At 48.9% G+C, this 18,478-nt stretch carries 16 protein-coding genes; 7 read left to right on the forward strand and 9 right to left on the reverse strand.

What is annotated here, in order from left to right; translation table 11 throughout:
- Positions 1-90 precede the first annotated feature (90 nt).
- Genes BRW63_RS11765 through BRW63_RS11775 form a run of 3 tightly spaced genes read right to left on the reverse strand, consistent with a single transcriptional unit; the run spans position 91 to position 2,060 of the window.
- Entirely contained in the window at positions 91-840 is a 750-nt protein-coding gene (locus BRW63_RS11765) for a GUN4 domain-containing protein (RefSeq protein WP_073071337.1), read from the reverse strand.
- A 34-nt stretch (positions 841-874) separates the two neighbouring features.
- Positions 875-1,369, reverse strand: a complete 495-nt coding sequence (locus tag BRW63_RS11770; RefSeq protein ID WP_073071339.1) for an adenylyltransferase/cytidyltransferase family protein — start codon at positions 1,367-1,369, stop codon at positions 875-877.
- A gap of 13 nt (positions 1,370-1,382) precedes the next feature.
- Positions 1,383-2,060 (reverse strand): response regulator transcription factor, encoded by a 678-nt coding sequence (locus BRW63_RS11775; RefSeq protein ID WP_073071341.1) that lies wholly within the window; start codon positions 2,058-2,060, stop codon positions 1,383-1,385.
- A gap of 347 nt (positions 2,061-2,407) precedes the next feature.
- On the opposite strand from BRW63_RS11775, the gene BRW63_RS11780 reads away from it, so the two are divergent.
- Positions 2,408-3,826 carry an NADP-dependent isocitrate dehydrogenase gene (locus tag BRW63_RS11780; protein WP_073071343.1) on the forward strand — a complete coding sequence of 473 codons (1,419 nt, stop codon included), beginning with the start codon at positions 2,408-2,410 and terminating at the stop codon, positions 3,824-3,826.
- Positions 3,827-3,870: 44 nt separating this feature from the next.
- On the opposite strand, the gene ndhO is transcribed toward BRW63_RS11780, so the two are convergent.
- The 5 genes from ndhO to prfC form a co-directional block, all read right to left on the reverse strand.
- Positions 3,871-4,086: an NAD(P)H-quinone oxidoreductase subunit O gene (gene ndhO, locus BRW63_RS11785; protein ID WP_073071345.1), complete on the reverse strand. Its 216-nt coding sequence runs from the start codon at positions 4,084-4,086 to the stop codon at positions 3,871-3,873.
- A 226-nt stretch (positions 4,087-4,312) separates the two neighbouring features.
- Positions 4,313-5,431, reverse strand: a complete 1,119-nt coding sequence (locus BRW63_RS11790) for a hypothetical protein (protein WP_219898502.1) — start codon at positions 5,429-5,431, stop codon at positions 4,313-4,315.
- A 278-nt stretch (positions 5,432-5,709) separates the two neighbouring features.
- A complete protein-coding gene (locus tag BRW63_RS11795) occupies positions 5,710-6,180 on the reverse strand; it encodes an RNA recognition motif domain-containing protein (RefSeq protein ID WP_073071347.1) in 471 nt (156 codons plus the stop codon).
- A 624-nt stretch (positions 6,181-6,804) separates the two neighbouring features.
- The gene (locus tag BRW63_RS11800) at positions 6,805-9,165 is read right to left on the reverse strand and encodes a M48 family metalloprotease (protein WP_073071349.1); all 2,361 of its coding nucleotides are present in this window, start codon (positions 9,163-9,165) and stop codon (positions 6,805-6,807) included.
- A 34-nt stretch (positions 9,166-9,199) separates the two neighbouring features.
- Complete coding sequence (gene prfC / locus BRW63_RS11805) at positions 9,200-10,828, reverse strand: peptide chain release factor 3 (RefSeq protein WP_073071351.1); 1,629 nt, start codon at positions 10,826-10,828, stop codon at positions 9,200-9,202.
- Between the two features lie 161 nt (positions 10,829-10,989).
- On the opposite strand from prfC, the gene BRW63_RS11810 reads away from it, so the two are divergent.
- A complete protein-coding gene (locus BRW63_RS11810) occupies positions 10,990-11,337 on the forward strand; it encodes a DUF4870 domain-containing protein (RefSeq protein ID WP_073071534.1) in 348 nt (115 codons plus the stop codon).
- Between the two features lie 116 nt (positions 11,338-11,453).
- On the opposite strand, the gene BRW63_RS11815 is transcribed toward BRW63_RS11810, so the two are convergent.
- Positions 11,454-11,657, reverse strand: coding sequence for a hypothetical protein (locus BRW63_RS11815; RefSeq protein WP_073071353.1), 204 nt, complete (start codon positions 11,655-11,657; stop codon positions 11,454-11,456).
- On the opposite strand from BRW63_RS11815, the gene BRW63_RS11820 reads away from it, so the two are divergent.
- From BRW63_RS11820 to BRW63_RS11840, 5 genes are all read left to right on the forward strand, one after another.
- Complete coding sequence (locus BRW63_RS11820; RefSeq protein WP_073071355.1) at positions 11,656-13,782, forward strand: FG-GAP repeat domain-containing protein; 2,127 nt, start codon at positions 11,656-11,658, stop codon at positions 13,780-13,782. The two genes, BRW63_RS11815 and BRW63_RS11820, sit on opposite strands and share 2 nt — an antisense overlap.
- 320 nt (positions 13,783-14,102) lie before the next feature.
- Positions 14,103-15,617 (forward strand): MBOAT family O-acyltransferase, encoded by a 1,515-nt coding sequence (locus BRW63_RS11825; RefSeq protein WP_073071357.1) that lies wholly within the window; start codon positions 14,103-14,105, stop codon positions 15,615-15,617.
- A 78-nt stretch (positions 15,618-15,695) separates the two neighbouring features.
- Positions 15,696-16,118, forward strand: coding sequence for a phosphomannose isomerase type II C-terminal cupin domain (locus tag BRW63_RS11830; RefSeq protein WP_083582867.1), 423 nt, complete (start codon positions 15,696-15,698; stop codon positions 16,116-16,118).
- A 42-nt stretch (positions 16,119-16,160) separates the two neighbouring features.
- Positions 16,161-17,210 carry a cysteine hydrolase family protein gene (locus tag BRW63_RS11835; protein WP_073071359.1) on the forward strand — a complete coding sequence of 350 codons (1,050 nt, stop codon included), beginning with the start codon at positions 16,161-16,163 and terminating at the stop codon, positions 17,208-17,210.
- A 335-nt stretch (positions 17,211-17,545) separates the two neighbouring features.
- Complete coding sequence (locus BRW63_RS11840) at positions 17,546-18,196, forward strand: hypothetical protein (protein ID WP_073071360.1); 651 nt, start codon at positions 17,546-17,548, stop codon at positions 18,194-18,196.
- Positions 18,197-18,478: the final 282 nt, after the last annotated feature.

Here is an 18,478-nt window from a genome sequence, read left to right on the forward strand (position 1 = left end):
AGGGAGATTACTGAAGTTTGGGAGGTACGCGTCTGATGCGATCGAAAAAATCACTGAATCGTTAGCAATTTTACACAAGATAATCGATCGCTACTCAAACCAGGCTGGGTGATCGAGCAGAGCCGCAATCACCCGCACCCCACGGAGTTGATTGGACAAGGGGAGATGTCCTCTCGGAGCGCTGAGGTTCCAGGTAAACTCATTTGGGTAGCGAGTCCAGTTGTTGCCTGACTTCCAGCCAATTTTTTCCCAAAGCTTATCCCAGTTTTTGCCGACACCCAGCCAGATCTCGCGCTGCACTGAAAACCCAAATCGACTGTTTGAATGGGCCAGCCAAAGGGCGTTGATCGTCTGCAAGTCCACTGACGCGAGGCTTTCGATCTCGGTGAAATAGATCCACTTGCGCTGCACAGCCGCCGACCCTGCAAGCTCACAAAGCTTTTGAATGGTTGACTTGTCGGCTGCCTCAAACTCTTGCTTGGCCAAAATCTGCTGAAGCGGTGCATAGTCGAGGTTGTGCTGCGATCGTAAGGGCACCGTCCCGGTTGGAAAATGCTGCTGAAGAAAATCAACGACTTGAGTGGCGCGTGTGTTAAACAGCGCTTGATAAACGGCTGCCTCAACGACTTTGATCGGAGTTTTGCTCGATCGTCCTTGATCTAAGCCAGGTTGACGCTCTAGCAAAAATTCCATTAAGACCGCTAGACCTGCGTCTCCTACGGCAATCAACTCGTTAATGATCTGTAGCTGAATTTTCTCTGGCTCAGATCGCAGCTTATATTGCAAGGTGGCGACGCTGGCGGGAATGTTGAGAGCCGAAGCGGTATCTAGGTTAGTCATGAAACGATTTATTCCAGATTGCGGCAGTGAAGGGCTAGGAATTTAAGATGCGGCGAATGATGGCACTCGTAGAACTAGGGATTTCAACCTGAATCAGTTTGACGTGCCCCCCATAAGCGTGAACGATCGACGCTTCGGGCAACGTTTCAATTCTATAGTCTCCCCCCTTAGCATAGATCTCTGGCTGGAGCGCTTCAACCAATTGAGCCGCAGTTGGCTCAGAAAATAGCACGACTCCATCGACTGATCTGAGGGCGGCTAGCACTTCTGCCCGTTGCAGTTCGGGCACGATCGGTCTAGCGGGTGCCCCATCAGCTTGAGGTTTGATGGTTTGCACCGATCGATCGCTGTTTAGCCCTACGATCAGCGATCGTCCGAGCAGTTTCGCAGCGTGCAAATATCGCACATGCCCTGCGTGGAGCAGATCAAAACAGCCGTTTGTAAACACTAGCGGTCGCCATTTTTGGGGATCGGTAGCGATCGCCTGTTTCAGTTCGCTCAAACTATAAATATTAGACCGATTCTCCATCTCACCCCATCCTCTAATTCTCAGCCACTTCTTCCTGAGAAGACGGTTCGATCGGGAGGCGATATCCCTGCTCAAACGCAAACCGAACTAGCTGCGATCGGTTCTCTAATTGAAGCTTGCTGAGAATATTACTAAGATGAGTTTGCACTGTGCGGGGGCTAACAAACAAGTGATCGCCAATTTGCTTATTGGTATAGCCTTGAATCACTTCCCAAAAAACCTTCTCTTCAGCAGGCGTTAACGGCAGAGGGGGCGGAGTGGGAATTTGGGCAGGAATGCTCTTAGATTGCTGCATTAAACGCACGATTTCGGAGTGCATTCGGCGCGATCGCTCTAGCTGCGCCTCAATTTTTGCCAGGAGTTCTTTGGGTTCAAACGGTTTGATTAAATAGTCATCTGCTCCGATCGAATGCCCTTGAACTCGATCTTCGATGTCACTTTTGCTTGACAAAAAAATAAACGGCACTAGCTGCCCCGATCGAGTGGCTCTCAATCGCCGACAAAATTCATAGCCGTCCATTTCGGGCATCAGCACATCAGAAACGATCAGATCGGCGGGATCTTGCTCAAAAATCTTAAAGGCTTCCACCCCCGACGCAGCATCTTGAACCAGGTATCTGCGTTTTTCTAAATATCGGGTGAGTGCTGTCCGCAGGGTTGTATCATCGTCAACTACCAGAATTTTCTTCATTCACGTCTCCAGGCAGTCAATTAAGCCGCCTCTAGCTTGCTTCGAGCGATCGTTGGCAGAAATCTACACAAAATTATCAGATGAGACGAGATGAACTCTCGATCAAAAACCGTTCTTGCCACTTCATCGTATTTTAGAATTCTTTGATGCTGCTTAGTTCTACTGAATTTAGTATCAAGAATTGATGAAGAAATACTCACTACGTGATCGATCAGGCTTCACAAAATTCTGATAGCCTACCAAGACGGCGCTGATCGCTGCGTTTAAGGCAAGCCTCTCGTAGATGACGCTTTGAATTGAGATCGCCTCTAAGACGTTAGTAACTGACCCTTTCTCACTAAAAATCTATGTACGAAAAAATCACTCCTCCGAGCACAGGTGAAGCCATCACCTTTAAAGACGGTGAACCGATCGTCCCTGATCACCCGATTATTCCATTTATTCGAGGCGACGGCACGGGGATCGATTTGTGGCCTGCCTCTGAGAAGGTATTTGATGCTGCGGTCAAAGCCGCTTATGGGGATCAGCGCAAGATCACCTGGTTCAAGGTCTACGCAGGCGATGAAGCGTGTGAACGGTATGGCACTTATCAATATTTGCCAGAAGACACGCTAGCCGCGATTCGAGAGTTTGGGGTGGCGATTAAGGGGCCGTTGACGACTCCGATCGGCGGTGGCATTCGATCGCTAAACGTCGCTTTACGCCAGATCTTTGACCTTTATGCTTGCGTTCGTCCCTGCAAATATTACACGGGCACACCGTCTCCTCACAAAACTCCAGAGAAGCTAGATGTAATTATTTATCGTGAGAATACGGAGGATATTTATTTGGGGATCGAGTGGAAACAGGGCAGTGAGATGGGCGATCGCTTGATCAAACTGCTCAACGAAGACTTGATCCCCAACACGCCCGAACACGGCAAAAAGCAGATTCCGCTCGATTCTGGAATTGGCATCAAACCGATTAGCAAAAAGGGATCTCAGCGATTGGTTCGGCGGGCAATGCAGCACGCTCTGCGGTTGCCCAAAAATAAGCAAATGGTGACGCTCGTTCACAAAGGCAACATCATGAAATATACCGAAGGGGCGTTTCGAGATTGGGGCTATGAGTTGGCGATCGACGAGTTTCGAGCCGAATGCGTGACTGAGCGCGAGTCTTGGATTCTCGGCAACAAAGAGAAAAATCCAGATCTTTCTCTCGAAGACAATGCTCGTCAGATTGATCCCGGTTATGATTCCCTGACCTCTGAGAAGCAAGCCGCGATCTGCGAAGAAGTCAAATCTGTCTTAGATGCAATTTGGGAGACTCACGGATCGGGGCAGTGGCGCGAGAAAGTGATGGTCAACGATCGCATCGCTGACAGCATTTTTCAGCAGATTCAAACGCGCCCCGACGAATATTCGATTTTGGCGACGATGAATCTCAACGGCGATTATTTATCCGATGCGGCGGCGGCGATCGTAGGCGGTTTGGGCATGGGCCCCGGTGCTAATATCGGCGATTCGTCTGCGATTTTTGAAGCAACTCACGGCACCGCCCCTAAACACGCAGGACTCGATCGCGTCAATCCCGGTTCTGTGATTCTCTCTGGCGTGATGATGCTGGAGTTTATGGGCTGGCAAGAAGCGGCAGATTTGATTAAGAAAGGGTTGAGCGCGGCGATCGCCAACGGTGAGGTCACTTACGATTTAGCCCGGATGATGGAGCCGCCGGTTGAGCCATTGAAATGTTCTGAGTTTGCAGATGCGATCATCAGCCATTTCTAAACTTGTAGGGACGTTCTATAGAATGTCCCTACGCCATAATACGACTAGCTGAATGGCTCTAGCTGATCGACTCGCAGCCAAATATTAGGCGTTGGGACGATGCCAAACTTGACAAAAGCAAAATCACCTTTTAGATCAATCACTTCGCCCTTAGTGTCAAAAATATAGCTGGGAAATCGAGCATCGCTTGCCTTGGCTTCCAGGCTGTTCTCTAACTTTTCTCGCACCGCCCGAACCAAGTCACCTTTCTTGACTGCCATAGCCTACCTCGAATTACTTTACTTAACGTCAGTTCGACAGAGGTAGTTCGCTCCAATTGTGAATTCGGGAAGCCCCCTAAATCCCCCAAATCGGGGAACTTCAAGCCAAAGTTTCCGGTTCAAAGTCCCCCAGAATGGGGGATTTAGGGGGCAGAAGCCGCTGACAACGAAGCGAAAAAACTCGTCGAACTGACATTTATTTAATATTTTAATGAGTTTGGAGCCTCTATTTCAGCCGATTTTGGGCAGACTTCATTAGTTTTTGCGCGTCTGAGTATTGGGTTGTGCCCGGTTTCACTCTGGCGAGTTCATCAATAATCTGTTTGAGCTGAATGGCAACGCGACCTCTATCGGTGCCTTGCGGATTATTGGTTGTCTCCGCTAACAGTTGATTGGTTAACTGTTGAGCTTTTTCAAAGGCTTGCATTGACTCTTCTTCAGCCTTTGACCGCACCTTAACTGCACCCAGAGATTTTTGATAGCTGACGAGTTGGGTCTGTGCTTGCACATAGTCTGGATCGCTGACCGTAATTTTATCTATGCGATCGATCGCCGTCTCCCACAGCTTCTGAATCTCGGCTAACTCTGCTAAAGAATGAGGTGGATTCCGTGTCGATTTGGTCGCTTCGGCGGCAAACTGTTTAGCAACGGTGATCAGACTTCCAGTTCGAGTATTGTCTTTGGTAAAGCCGACCACTTGTTGAAAATCTCGCTCATAGGCTTGGAGTTTCCCTTGCGCCATTCGCCCCGCCAGCGTTTTTGAAGGAATTTCTTGCATCGTGTCGATCGCGGCTTGCCACTGCTCGATCGCTTTGCTCTGCCTTGGTTGGTCGGTTGCTTGACGATAAGCTTGTTGGGCTTCAGCGATCGCCTGACCCGCCTGTTCTATCTGCGTCCGAGCGTTGTCTTCTTGAAATAGAGTCGCTTCCATGCGGGCAACCTCGGCGCGTGCCGCCCGAAACTCATCGATCGTAAAGTTCCAACCGCAGTGAAACAGGCTGCAATATTGACTCGGATAGTAGCCCACAAACCAGACTGGCAAAGCATCCAGGTTTTTTTGTGCGGCTTTTGCTTTGGTTTTGCCTAACTCAAAATCTGCGGGAGCCGTCGCTTGATTAATCAGTTGATCGGCTTGCTCGACGTTGACGATCGCCTGTCGATAGTTTTGATCCATGCTGATAAAACTGGGCACCAGCAAGAGTGGTGCTGATTTAGCCACTGCCCATCGCAGGGGAGGAAAGGGCAAATTGAGAACCCAGACTCCACCTGCTAGGGTAATGAGGGCGATCATGGAATATTTGATGGCTCCCCAAGGAAACGGAGCGTGATCACGCGGACGGGGCATAGCGTAAAGACTGAAACGACTACTCTCTCAAAGGTGCCCCAAAAAGGCTGAACACTTAAAAGGGACACTCGATCGAGCGTCCCTTTTATGCGATCTGTAAATTAGGATCAAGTCTGGCAGTGATCTGCTTAAAATCTTTTAGGGTTGACGCTTACCGAATCACAAGCGAAGTCATTGTGACATCGCCTCTGATTGGGAAAGCGCCAGCACAATCAGGCTAAACGGCCTGCTGTATCTTGAAATCCAGCAAATTTAACATCTTGGACAGACGTTAAACCTTAGGAGTTGGTGGTTTGGGTCGCTAGAAGTTGCTTGAGCTTCTCAAGGTCTTGCGCCCAGCGAGGATCAGGCTGAATCGAGTCAGGATCAGACGAAGCCGTTGTGGTCGTGCGGGTCTTGTTATTGGCATTACTGCTGCCACCCTTGCGTCGAACACCACCTGACGAAGCAGCACTAACCGGAGCGGGTGCGCTGCCTTCAGGCTTGTCTTCTGTTTCCTTCGTGCGAGGCAACGCCTTCTCGATTTTGATGGCGTTGTCCTTGATCTGCAACCCGTTGAATTTTTCGATCAACTGATCGGCTAACTCATCGGTTTTGACCGTGACAAACCCAAAACCGCGACACTTGCCCGTCTTGCGATCGGTGATCAGCTTGGCTGAGACACCATCCCCCTCTTCTGCAAACACGGCTTCTAGCTCTTGCCGAGTTAAGTCTTCTGGCAAATTGCCAACATATAAACGAATGGACATAGTGAGAACCTCCAGACTTTGATCCTAATACACTTGCTTTGAGAACGTTCACCGGATGTGGGCTGAGGATGGGCTAGACCGACCTCTAAAAAACTGCCAAATTCGCTTCCCTTGCCAACCGCAACAACTCAAGTAGTTCGTCAAATCTTAGGCTTTTAATCATCTGCTGACGACTGTCCCAAGATGGGTTGAGAACAATTCTTACTAAAAGAAGAACCCTTAAGTTTTTGGTAACTGCTGGAGGACTCAGACTAAACAGTAACTTTTAACTGTCTCTCCAGAATGTTTATGCCATTCTTAAAGGTACCATGCCCACCAGCGCTGAACTTCACCCGCAGCAGATTTCCATCGATAGCTTGATCTCCCCTTTAAAAACTGAAGCGACCACTCAAATTTTCTCTGTCTAAATGCACATAAAAAATCAGCGATCGAACTTCGATCGCTGATTAAGCTTGCTGTGTTGGGAGGAGAAATAACTGATACCGAGACACTTTAGCCACATTAATCGTGAGATACGGGACTGAACCCGGAATCATCCAACTCCTGTAAAGAAATGTAACACCACATTTCAATAAGTGCAATTTTTCTTTACAAAGAAGCGGGTCTTTCATCAACAATGTAAGACTAGACGATTAAGAAAAGTCCGAAGAGAATGGCGGTGCCAGCGAGAATCGTAGACCAAACCTGATGCCCACTGCGGCTGATGCGACCCCCCGATCGTAAGGTGTCCATATCGATCCAGGGAATCGCCCCTCGCCGAAACCACCCTGTAATCAGCACAGCCTGCCCGATTAGATCGACAGGGCGAGTGACTTGGGGAAGCAGATTTCCGACTGCACCTATTTGCGAACTGTAGTGCAGCTTGATCAAGCCTTTTGGGGTTTGCAAGAGCAAATCTTGCCCTAACCCGTTGGCGATGCCTATGCGTCCTAGCAATGTGCCTTCTAGGCGAATGGGTTGACTGTCGATCGGCAACGCATCCGGTTTTGTGATCAAGGTTGAGAGCCATGACAGATCTGCTGACGTGGTGAGCGGTTCTGACTCGCTGAGTGAATGTGTGGGCGATCGATTCGACTCCAAATGCTTGAGTTCTGGAAAGAAGGCATTGAAGCGAAGAAAGATTCCTAGCCCTAAACCGATCATCATAAAACCCGCAAACAGGTTGTAGTCACTCGCTAGCCAGGAGATTTGCTGCACTCCAAATCGATAAGCAATCTGAGCCGCAAACCAGAGAATCTGAGCGACGAGATAGCCTGCCGCCAGCCCAAAAAATGGCGCACATTGCAGCAAAAACGATCGCGGGTTTCGATTCAGCGATTCAGACGGTTCGATGTCTAATTCTGGCTCTAACTGCCAGTGAAGCGCATAGTGGGTGAGGCGTTGCAGCCGATCGCCCATTAAAGGATGCGAGTGATTAATCGCTAACCAATGTCGATCGGGGTTCACCAGATCCCATTCCAGGAGGGCGGTCAAAGATATGTGAGGATAGAAGCTTCCTAGACTCGTTGCGGCACCGCATCCCAACGGCGTAAGCAGATCAAAGCTTTCTAACAGATAATCGGTTTTGGTGTCTCGCTGAATGGTTTGAGCCGTTGCGATCGCACTCTTAACCAATGCGCGAATCAGGCCATTCGGGTTTCCGGTCAGGTTGCAGGCAGCCCGATCGCTGTACGTTACCCGTTGTTTTGAGAGCCACAGCCCCGACCCGCGCAGCAGGCGATAAAAACCGTAGCTAATCGCCGACCCGATCGCCAACAAGTCGGCTCCGATGCCCAGTAAAACCGCTATGAGCTTACTTTCTCGTTGTCGTAACGCGCTTCTTTCTCGCAGCCAGTCTCCACCCTTTGCCGTTTGCCAATAAAGTGCGTAGGGAATTTGAGTGACGATCGTCACCCAAGACATGAGGCTAAAATCCCAGTGGAGAATGTGACCGAGTTCGCCTGCATAAATGGTCGCGATTTCGTTATCAGTCAGTTGGTCGAGTAGCCCTTGACTGACGACAATCCGACAAAATCGCCGCAGAGAGCCATAGGTAAAGGCTAAGGGCGCTTGAGTGGGCACGATTCCTAGACGCGGCATGGGCATCTGATGCTGCTGAGAAAAGCGCTGAATCATCCGATAAGCTTCTGGGCTGTGCGCTCCTAAAGTGTCTGCTGATAGAGGATGTAGGTTGTACAGCCCTTTGAGCAGCGCGTCAAGCAGCCAGGGAGAAGCCACAAACAACACACCCAAAATCAGTAGAATTTGTCCGACTGGAATTTCGAGCGATGGAATCGGACTGCTCAAGTGCAGAATGCTGGTTGTGAATTTGAACCAGAGAAGACCGATCGCATTCAAGACCACAAACACGCTGGCGATCAGCAGAAAGAGCGCGATCGGAGTCGCCATTTCTGCCCACTGCAATCGAGCGGGATTGAGTTTAGGTAAAGGTTGCCAGCGCTGAGATCGTCCCGCACTGCGCCAAATCGATGAGTTTGGAGCCGCAACAGGTTTTTTAACCGATGTAGCGGCTGGTGGATTGACGGGTGGCGGAGATTCTGAATTCTGAACAGAGGGCTGCTCCGTTGCCGATGAGTTTGGGGGAACAAAGACCGATCGTCTGCCCGTTGTCCCAGACTGCAAGGGCACAAATCCCGCTAAGTCTGCGGTTTCTGCATCAGCATCAGTTTCCGGGCCTGTCGATGTTGGATAACGCTGCTCAATCTCTTCTAACGTCTGGCTTGCCCAATCTCTGACTTTGATGTGGGGACTAGAATACAATTGCTGACAAACAGCGATCGCCTTTTTAGGTCGCCCACTGCGTAGATAGACGGTCGCCAGCCACATTCGCGCCTTGATCGAGTTGGGCTGCTCTAAAGCACCCGCTTGAGACACGAGATAGCGCTCCAAGTGTTGAATTGCCTGGGAGTAGTTGCCCTGTTTGATTGCTGCCAGACCCGCTTCAAGGCGATCGGCACCCGAAGCGGAATCAGGGGAAGAAGTCATAATTTCTGGAACTCACAGCGCTTCTAGGATACCTCTAGAGTGCAATTGGCTCTTTCCCAGAAACTACGGGGGCGATCGAGTTCAGTTTTAACTCAGGGTGATCTGACTGAAGCTGCTGACAGTTCCACTCGTTGCGAAACAGCAAAACAGGACGTTCCCAGCTATCTTTGACAGTTAACGTGTTGAAAATCCGCCCTACTTTTTGCAATGCTTCCCAGCCGCCATCGACCCATCGAGCCACCGTATAAGGAAGCCACTCGACCGTAGTCTCAACCCCATATTCATTTTGTAGACGGAACTGCACTACTTCAAACTGCAACTGTCCAACGGCGGCTAGAATCGGGTCACGTTTGGCTTCGTCGGCAGAATACATAATCTGAACGGCACCTTCTTCTCGAAGCTCAGATACGCCTTTGCGAAACTGCTTAAACTTAGACGGGTTGGGGTTTCTGAGATAGGCAAATAGTTCGGGTGAGAAACAAGGAATGCCTTCATATTCCAGCTTTTGACCGTTGTAGATCGTGTCTCCGATCGCAAACACACCCGGATTGTTCAACCCAATCACATCGCCCGGATATGCCTCGTCGATCACTTCTCGATCTTGAGCAAACAGCTTTTGAGGACGAGACAATCGCACGGTTTTTCCTGTTCGTGCAAGGTTCACTGTCATATCTTTCTCAAACTTGCCCGAACAAACTCGTACAAAGGCAACTCGATCGCGGTGTTTAGGGTCCATATTTGCCTGAAGCTTAAACACAAAACCCGAAAACTCTGGGTAGGTCGGCTCAATTTCACCTTGATTACTTTCGTGATTTCCCGGCTTTAGCGCATAGTCGAGAAACGCATCCAGAAATAGCTCTACCCCGAAGTTAGTCATGGCACTGCCAAAGAAAACGGGAGTCATTTTGCCTTGATGAACGGCTTCTAAATCGAGTTCAGATCCAGCGCCCTCAATCAGTTCTAGCTCGTCTTTGAATTGATGATAAAGTCCTTGTTCTAAAAGAGACTCAATGCGCGGATCACCGAGGTCAATCGCGGTATCGATCGCTTCTCGGCTACCGTGTTGACTGCGCTCAAATAGGTGAATTTGCTGGCTGCGGCGGTCATAGACCCCTTGAAAGAGATCGCCCATGCCGATCGGCCAATTCACCGCGTAGGTTTGCAAGCCTAATTCTTGCTCGATTTCGTCCAGCAACTCTAGCGGCGATCGCCCCGGACGATCGAGCTTATTGACAAAGGTGAAAATGGGCAGCGATCGCAGTTTGCAGACTTCAAACAGCTTGCGGGTTTGCGGCTCTAAGCCCTTGGCAGCATCGATCAGCATGACTGCGTTATCGGCGGCGGCTAGAGTCCGGTAGGTATCTTCACTAAAGTCCTGGTGTCCGGGGGTATCGAGCAGGTTGATCTGACAGTTTTGATACTCAAATTGCAGCACGGTTGAGGTGATCGAGATGCCACGCTGTTGTTCCATTGCCATCCAATCTGACGTAGCGTGGCGTTGAGAACGACGCGCTTTGACGGCTCCTGCTTCGTGAATTGCGCCTCCATAGAGCAGCAGCTTTTCGGTCAGGGTCGTTTTGCCTGCGTCGGGGTGAGAAATAATCGCAAAGTTGCGGCGACGCTCAACTGCTGTCTGCAATTCAGCCTGAAGTTCAGTGGACATGCTTAGATCCAAAGGATAAATTCGAGGAAACCCGGAAGTTTTACAATACCCTAATTAAAGATAACGAAAAATGGGGCGAGGGGCGAGGAGTGAGAGGTGTGGAAATTGCTCACTTCTGCATCCCAGATATCCTTACCAAAGAATCTCAAATTTGGAAAATCATGGAAAACTCTGATCAACGTAAGCTATTGTCTGCTCTGTGTCATGGGTCAATTTTTTTGAGTTCTCTGCTGATCTCGATCGGTATCCCAGTCGCGATTTTATTGATTTCAGATGACTTGATCGCCAAAGAAAATGCCAGAGAAGCGATCAATTTTCACATTAATCTTTACCTTTATGCCGCCCTTGCAGGAGTGCTGGCAGTGACGGTGATTGGCATTCCGATCGCGATCGTGCTAGGCATTGCCCTGTTTGTGGCCAGCTTCGTCATGCCGATTATCGCGATCGTAGCGGTGCTGGGCGGCTCTGATCGACCTTACCGTTACCCCTTCATCTGGCGGTTGGTATAACTTCATCAAAACTTAATCACGGCCTAGCAAATTTGCGGACTTTACTCTGTACGATGTAGAAGTAAATATCAGGGCATTACGGACTTCTCCTGAGTGAGATTGACTACCTTCAGCATCTACCATTCACCATAGCAAGATCCTCCAGATAGAGCCTGAAAGCCCTGAAAATCTTCAGAAGGCTTTCGGCGCGTATTGCTGGTATTGGTAACATTGGGGTTGATGTGAATAGGTATAAATTTTTTATTGGTTTGAATGAGCCAGTCGTTTGTGCGTCTGGGTCTGTAGGTTTTGCGGTTAAGCGATTTTGGAGCATCCGTCATGGACACTAGTAGTGACCTGCTCACCGCTTCGCCGCTTTCGCTCAATTCTGACAGTCAACCTCTCAGCACTGATGCTCTGCGAGTTGCGTCTGCTCAGAGCAGCTTTGAAACAGCCATTCTCTGGCGCAATTCAGCCGAGGGGATAAATACTAGCTGGTCAATGGACGGAACCCGATATGTCAGAAACCGCGATCTGACTTCCGTGAAAGGCTCAAGCTGGCAGTTGACCGCGACGGGTGACTATAACCGCGACGGGCAAGACGACATTCTCTGGCGTAACTCTGATGGTAGTCTCGCCTGGTGGGTGATGGATGGCACCTCGATCGCCAAGGCAGTTTTCTTAACCACGCCTGCGGTCACAGACCTCAACTGGCAGATCGCTGGAGCGGGTGACTATAACCAAGACGGACAAGTCGATTTGCTCTGGCGGAATAAAGCTGAGGGTTCCGTTGCCTGGTGGGTGATGAATGCCACCTCGATCGCCAGCGTCGTCTATTTGCCGACCCTAAAAGATGCCAATCTGACGATCGTCGGCACGGGTGATTTCAATCAAGATAACCAGGTTGATCTGCTCTGGCGCAATGGTGCCACTGGCGAAAACTTTTGGTGGGTGACTAATGGTAGCGCTGTCACCGAAAAGCGGGTCTTGCCCCCTGTCACCGACCTAAATTGGAAAATCGTCGTCACGGGCGATTTTAATGGAGATGCAAAAGTTGATTTAGTGTGGCGCAACTCCAGCACAGGTGCCAACAGCATTTGGCTCATGAACGGTCTAGATGTCGCTGACTCAGTGGCACTGCCGACGGTTGCCGATCTGAATTGGAAAATCGTGGGCACTTTGCGCCGTCCTGTTGAGGAACTGTCGCCCGTGAGTGTGGGCACTGCACCTGCTGCCTTATCGGCTCCTGAAAAGGCGGGAACGCTCACAGCGGCGATCGCTGAAAATTCGGCAAACTTTTCAAGCAGTGCTCAGGTGAGTGCTAACGATCTCAATGATTTCTATCGGTTTACGATCGCCCAGTCTGGAGTTTTTAGCGCCAGTTTGACGGGCTTGACCGGAGATGCTGATGTGCGCCTAGTGCAGGACGTTAACCAAAATGGCGAGGTTGACCCCGGTGAAGTGTTGGCGTGGCAGTGGGAGCGAGGCACCATCAGCGAATCGATTCGGCGGTTTTTGACGACGGGCACCTATTATGCACAGGTGATGAGCTATGGCAGTCAAACGGCAAACTATGGGCTGACGACCAGCTTTACCCCAGCAGCCAGCGATGATCAAAAATTTGAGTTTAAGCTTGGTTTTGATACGCAAGGGTTGAGTGGGTTAAACGATGCGGCAAAAGCAGCGATCGTCGATGCAGCAAAGTTTTGGGAAAGTGCAATCACGAGTCGCAGCGCTATCACTCAATCCAATCAGTTAAACGTCACAATTACGGGCAAAAGCCTGGTCTATAGCAATGGCAGTGCTGATAATGGAACACTGGCTCTGTCGGGGCCGCAATTTGCCCTAGACGGCCCTAATTTAATCATCAGTAGTGGCATCAGCACGATCAACGCCCGTCGATTTGCTGAATTTAATGCCAATCCGACTTATTTGCGTAGCATCATGATTCATGAATTTGCTCACGTTTTAGGGTTTGGCACCTTATGGGAGCCTGTCCAATTTATGGATTCTAGTGGACAGATTTTTAACTTTGGCAAGAACTTGATCAACCGCACCAATGCAACTTATAACGCCAATACCTACGCAGGCTGGGCTTATGGAGGATTGACAGGCAGTTCTACCCAAGTGGTGGTTCCGATCGAGGCGGGTGCTTTTGCTCACTGGGATGAAACTCGCTTTGACACCGAGTTGATGACCCCCTATGCTGAAACCCCTGGAGTTGCTACTCCGCTCAGTCAGTTGACGCTGGCCTCTCTCAGAGACCTGGGTTGGAATCTCAACTTTGGGGCGGCTCAAGCCTATTCACTGCCCGCAGTTGCCCCGGCTGCCAGTTTAGCGCCGACTGCTCAAGGCAGCCAATTGGCAGCTTATACCAGTTGTGGGTGCGCTCGGTGTTTGGCAGCATCGAAGGTTTACACGCTTGATGGCACGACTTTGAGTGAGGCGATCGGCGCTTATGCCTAGAGCTAAAACTTGCTGAGTCGCGGTGAACTTTTTAGACAAAACTGCCCGCAACCAAATTCGGTCACGGGCATAGGGACAGTTAAACGCTTGAAAATATTATGGCTCAACTCTATTGAGATTGAGGAAGCGATGGACGGTTGACAGAGTGTCCATTGACCGCAACAAAAAGCAAGAGACACGACATGTCCTCTTGTGAATCTGCAATATCAATTGCGTCAATAAAATTGGTATTAGAGTCGTCTAGGCAAAAAAGTTTCAGGCACTAAATTTAGCGGTAAACTGTGCCGCTAGGATGCCCTTGTTTAAAACCCAATCCGCCCATGACCTTTCTTTCTCCGCTTTACGGCTTGTTTTTGCTGAGTGTTATTGGGATCTATTGGTCTGTGCAGCAGTCGTGGCTGCGATCGTGGCTATTATTTATCGCGAGTCTAGTTTTTTATGCCTCGCTGCAAGCCCAATACATTCCCCTGCTGCTGGCAGCTACTTGGATTAACTTTAAGTTGGGACAAGCGATCGGGGCGCCTCCTGATTGGCGCATCGAAGACTGGCAGTTTGCTCAACAAGATTGGAATCGGCGGCGCATCAAGCTTCTCAGCGTTGGTGTAACGATTAATGTTTTACTACTACTTAGTTTTAAATACCTTCCATTTATTCTGTCGTCGGTGGGAACGGTTTTAGGCTGGTCGAGCGGGTTCCCCGCAGCGAAGCTGTCCGCTCAACAAGGCGCAGACTGGACGACTCAACACATCCTGGTTCCCCTGGGGCTGAGTTTTTTCTGTTTTGAGTCCATTGCTTATTTGGTTGATGTTTATCGCGGCGCACCCGCAACGCAAGGGTTTCTCAAGTTTGCGTCTTACAAACTGTTTTTTGCCAAACTTATTTCGGGTCCCATTGTCCGCTATCACGCCTTTGCAGGACAGCTACAATCGCCTAAATTTCCGGCGATCGACCAGATTACAGAAGGGCTATGGCTGATCGCTTGTGGGGCAATTAAAAAAGGACTGATTGCAGACCGATTAGATATTCTCGTCAAGCTCAGTTTTGATAACGCCCAGCGAGCCGGAAGCGGTAATTTGTGGCTGGCGATCGTCGCGTACGGCTTGCAGCTTTATCTCGACTTTAGTGGCTATGTGGATGTAGCACGGGGCAGTGCCCTGTTATTAGGAATCAATCTACCTCAAAACTTTGACTTTCCTTATTTCAGCACGAGCATTGCTGATTTTTGGCGACGCTGGCACATTACCCTGGGCGACTGGCTGCGAAATTATCTTTATTTTCCTCTGGGCGGCTCTCGTCGAGGACTGGTTCGGACGTGTATCAATCTGATTATTGTAATGTTGATTGCTGGAGTCTGGCACGGAGCGGCCTGGGGGTTTGTGGTTTGGGGTGGGCTGCACGGGGTCGCGTTAGCCGTGCATCGACTGGTGGATCTGCGATCGCGACAATCTCCCCAACTCGAAAATTTTTGGCAAACCCTACCGGGAATCGTGATCGCCTGGTTTACGACTCAGCTAATGGTTTTTAGCGCTTGGATCTTTTTTCGTCTACCAAACCTCAGAGATTCGTGGGTGGTGGTGCAACGACTAGTCGGACAGTCAGCCGATGCCCAGTTTGCTCAAAAAGTTTATGGAGAAGCGATCGGGCTATATCCCTTGCAGATTTCTTTGTTGCTGGGCGCGATCGTCTTGGCAATGGGGTTCGCCTACTTGCTGAATCGAGGGTTAAAACTTCAACTCACCTGGCACATTAAACTATTTTTGGTGCCGCTTTGTCTTTATGCCGTTTGGGTGCTGGCTCCTGAAGGCGGTTCAAAATATATTTATTTCGATTTTTAACGGTGTTTTGTGTGGTGTTATTCGGATGTTTCTTAAATGTCTTGCATTATAGAGACAGGAGTTCTTTAAGAAAAATCGATGAACCAGGAAGTGAGCGAATCAGTGACTTTGCATCCTAACGGTGTAAACGCACTTCAGTCGTTGTCATCTGACTCTGAAATCACGCGCACCCGCTATTGGGGAACCGTGACCCTGCTCGAAGAAGGCAAACGCTATCGAATTAACCGCATTGAGCTAAAACCCGGACATCACATCAGCACTCAAATGCACTATCACCGCAGTGAACACTGGGTGGTGGTTTCGGGCACGGCTAAAGTGCTGTGTGGGGGTGAAGAAAAAACGCTGGTGCAAAAGCAATCCACTTATGTGCCGACCTGCACGCCACATCGGGTTGAAAATCCGGGTGTGATTCCTCTGGTGATGATCGAAATCCAGAACGGGGAGTATTTAGGAGAAGACGATATTACTCGATTTGAGGCTGATCCAGAGTTAGACGATTAAGCAGTCCTTAACGTTAAGCTTTTTAATCTAACGAATCGCTCAATGAATACCCCAGTCAGTTCACAATTGCCAATTCCAGCTTGTTTTGATCGCGATCGTGTCGGCACTGTTTGGCGCGTTCCTTATCAACAGCGAGCCACCGAAGCCGAAGCTTGGGCAACCCAACAGGGCATTTGTCCCGCATCTGAAGATCAGGTGCGCGTTTGTCTCCTAGCGATCGACGTGCAAAATACGTTTTGCATTCCAGAGTTTGAGTTATTTGTGGGCGGTCGATCGGGACTGGGGGCGATCGAGGACAATCAGCGACTTTGCGAGTTTATCTACCGCAACTTGGGGCTGATTACCGAAATCGCGCCGACGATGGATACGCATACAGCAATGCAGATTTTTCATCCCATTTTTTGGGTGAATGAAGCGGGTGAACATCCAGTTCCGACTGCCACAATGATTCGGTTAGAAGATGTGCAGAACGGCGTGTGGAAGGTAAATCCAAAGGTTGCTTATAGCCTGATGAATGGAGATTATGAGACGCTGCAATCTCATGCGCTACACTACACTCAAAAACTGACTGAAAACGGTAAATATCCGCTGACGGTTTGGGCTTATCACTCCATGCTGGGGGGAATCGGTCATGCCCTGGTGTCTGCTGTTGAAGAGGCGATGTTTTTTCACTGCATTGCGCGTGGAAGTCAAACCAATTTTCAAATTAAAGGTGACAATCCTTTAACTGAGAACTACTCGGTTTTGCGTCCTGAAGTCATGGATGGGGTAGACGGATCGGCGATCGCGCAAAAGAACAGTCGATTAATTCAAAAACTGCTCGATTTTGATGCTGTGATCATCGCAGGTCAAGCAAAAAGTCACTGTGTTGCATGGACGATCGACGACCTGCTGACCGAAATTTTGGCTCAAGATCCCAGCTTGGCAAAGAAGGTTTATTTGCTAGAAGATTGCACGTCTCCGGTTGTGGTGCCGGGTGTAATTGACTTTACAGAACAGGCAGATGAAGCGTTTCAGCGATTTGCTGAGGCTGGGATGAATTTGATTCGATCGACGGATTTTGTGGGCGATCGTCTAGCAAATTTGAGTTAGGAAGTCACGCGAAAATGAAACCTCAGTTCATAAGTTGAATCCGCCGATTTCTAAAGTTGAAGCGGGTACTTAATTAATTTTTAACTCTCTAAGCGACTGAGCTTGAGTTTCAACCAGGATAACTGCGAATATTTGGGTATTGCGCGGCGAGAAAACCTTAACTTTGGGCGTTATTCAGTTTCTTAACGGCATAATTCTGGTAAAGGCGTATCATGGCGATTGGTAAGTGTCCAGGTAGAAACGAGAGTTAGCTCTCCAGTTTTTAGTGGGACAAAGTTTATAATTTTTCAATAAGTACAATAACCTCAAGTGCAAGATTAATTTGAGCTAGACATATGCAAGTAATAACGTGGGTCGAGTTATTTAAGTTTGTGGGCGGTGGAGCAGCGCTACTAGCTGTTGCTGCATGGCTTATTCGATCATTAACTCTGCAATTATTATCAAGGGATATAGAAAAATATAAATTCAATTTAAAGCGGGAGTCAGACAAGGAAATTGAGATATTGAAGTTCTCACTTGTTAAAGAAGTCGAAACGCTAAAATCATCTCTTAGTATGGAAGCTCTAACACACCAAATCAGGTTCTCTAAGCTACACGAGCGCAGAGCGAAATCTATTGAGGAACTTTACCACAAGGTCATACAGCTTGAAACTCTTGCTCTTAGATTGACGCTTGAGATGGATGATGATGATCATGAAGAACTACAAGTAAGAGCAGATGAATTTATCGATAAATTTCTAGAGACTAATTCTCTTTTGCAAGAGAACGCGATCTATTTTCCCAGCAAAATTATAGAAAAAATTGCGGGCTTTAATAATTTGATGTTTGACTTATCGCTCAATCTTCATTACCACTCAAAGTCAGAAAATGCTAAGGATTTTATTGATGCCTTTAAAAACAAGCAGAAAGCTTTTGAGACTCAGAATTCCGACATTAAAAGATTTGTTGAATCTGAATTTAGAGCACTTCTGGGAGTCATGGGCTAACAAGCCTACTGCACCGGAACGTTGTTTACTTTATGTTGTGTTTTAGAGTTCATCCGCGTCTGGCAAGTGGGAACGTTAGCACTCCAGTTACGGAGCGCGCGCTCAGACAGAAAGCAGAGTGAAGAGAGTATGGAGTCCGATCGACAATCGAAAGGGTCTGAGTAGACAACTGTTTCGACAGTTAATGCTGCCCAGACTTGGTGCTATGTTAGCCCGATCGTTAGCTTGCAGCCGTTAGAATCTGTTCAGCCGTGATTTGAAATTCTGGAAAGATGACAGAGA

It is taken from the genome of Phormidesmis priestleyi ULC007 (assembly GCF_001895925.1).
GTDB classification, from domain to species: domain Bacteria; phylum Cyanobacteriota; class Cyanobacteriia; order Leptolyngbyales; family Leptolyngbyaceae; genus Phormidesmis_A; species Phormidesmis_A priestleyi_A.

Coding starts and splice junctions, on each gene's coding strand:
- BRW63_RS11765 (WP_073071337.1), bottom strand. CDS start 840: ATGACTAACCTAGATACCGCTTCGGCTCTCAACATTCCCGCCAGCGTC.
- BRW63_RS11770 (WP_073071339.1), bottom strand. CDS start 1,369: ATGGAGAATCGGTCTAATATTTATAGTTTGAGCGAACTGAAACAGGCG.
- BRW63_RS11775 (WP_073071341.1), bottom strand. CDS start 2,060: ATGAAGAAAATTCTGGTAGTTGACGATGATACAACCCTGCGGACAGCA.
- BRW63_RS11780 (WP_073071343.1), top strand. CDS start 2,408: ATGTACGAAAAAATCACTCCTCCGAGCACAGGTGAAGCCATCACCTTT.
- ndhO (WP_073071345.1), bottom strand. CDS start 4,086: ATGGCAGTCAAGAAAGGTGACTTGGTTCGGGCGGTGCGAGAAAAGTTA.
- BRW63_RS11790 (WP_219898502.1), bottom strand. CDS start 5,431: ATGCCCCGTCCGCGTGATCACGCTCCGTTTCCTTGGGGAGCCATCAAA.
- BRW63_RS11795 (WP_073071347.1), bottom strand. CDS start 6,180: ATGTCCATTCGTTTATATGTTGGCAATTTGCCAGAAGACTTAACTCGG.
- BRW63_RS11800 (WP_073071349.1), bottom strand. CDS start 9,165: ATGACTTCTTCCCCTGATTCCGCTTCGGGTGCCGATCGCCTTGAAGCG.
- prfC (WP_073071351.1), bottom strand. CDS start 10,828: ATGTCCACTGAACTTCAGGCTGAATTGCAGACAGCAGTTGAGCGTCGC.
- BRW63_RS11810 (WP_073071534.1), top strand. CDS start 10,990: ATGGAAAACTCTGATCAACGTAAGCTATTGTCTGCTCTGTGTCATGGG.
- BRW63_RS11820 (WP_073071355.1), top strand. CDS start 11,656: ATGGACACTAGTAGTGACCTGCTCACCGCTTCGCCGCTTTCGCTCAAT.
- BRW63_RS11815 (WP_073071353.1), bottom strand. CDS start 11,657: ATGACGGATGCTCCAAAATCGCTTAACCGCAAAACCTACAGACCCAGA.
- BRW63_RS11825 (WP_073071357.1), top strand. CDS start 14,103: ATGACCTTTCTTTCTCCGCTTTACGGCTTGTTTTTGCTGAGTGTTATT.
- BRW63_RS11830 (WP_083582867.1), top strand. CDS start 15,696: ATGAACCAGGAAGTGAGCGAATCAGTGACTTTGCATCCTAACGGTGTA.
- BRW63_RS11835 (WP_073071359.1), top strand. CDS start 16,161: ATGAATACCCCAGTCAGTTCACAATTGCCAATTCCAGCTTGTTTTGAT.
- BRW63_RS11840 (WP_073071360.1), top strand. CDS start 17,546: ATGCAAGTAATAACGTGGGTCGAGTTATTTAAGTTTGTGGGCGGTGGA.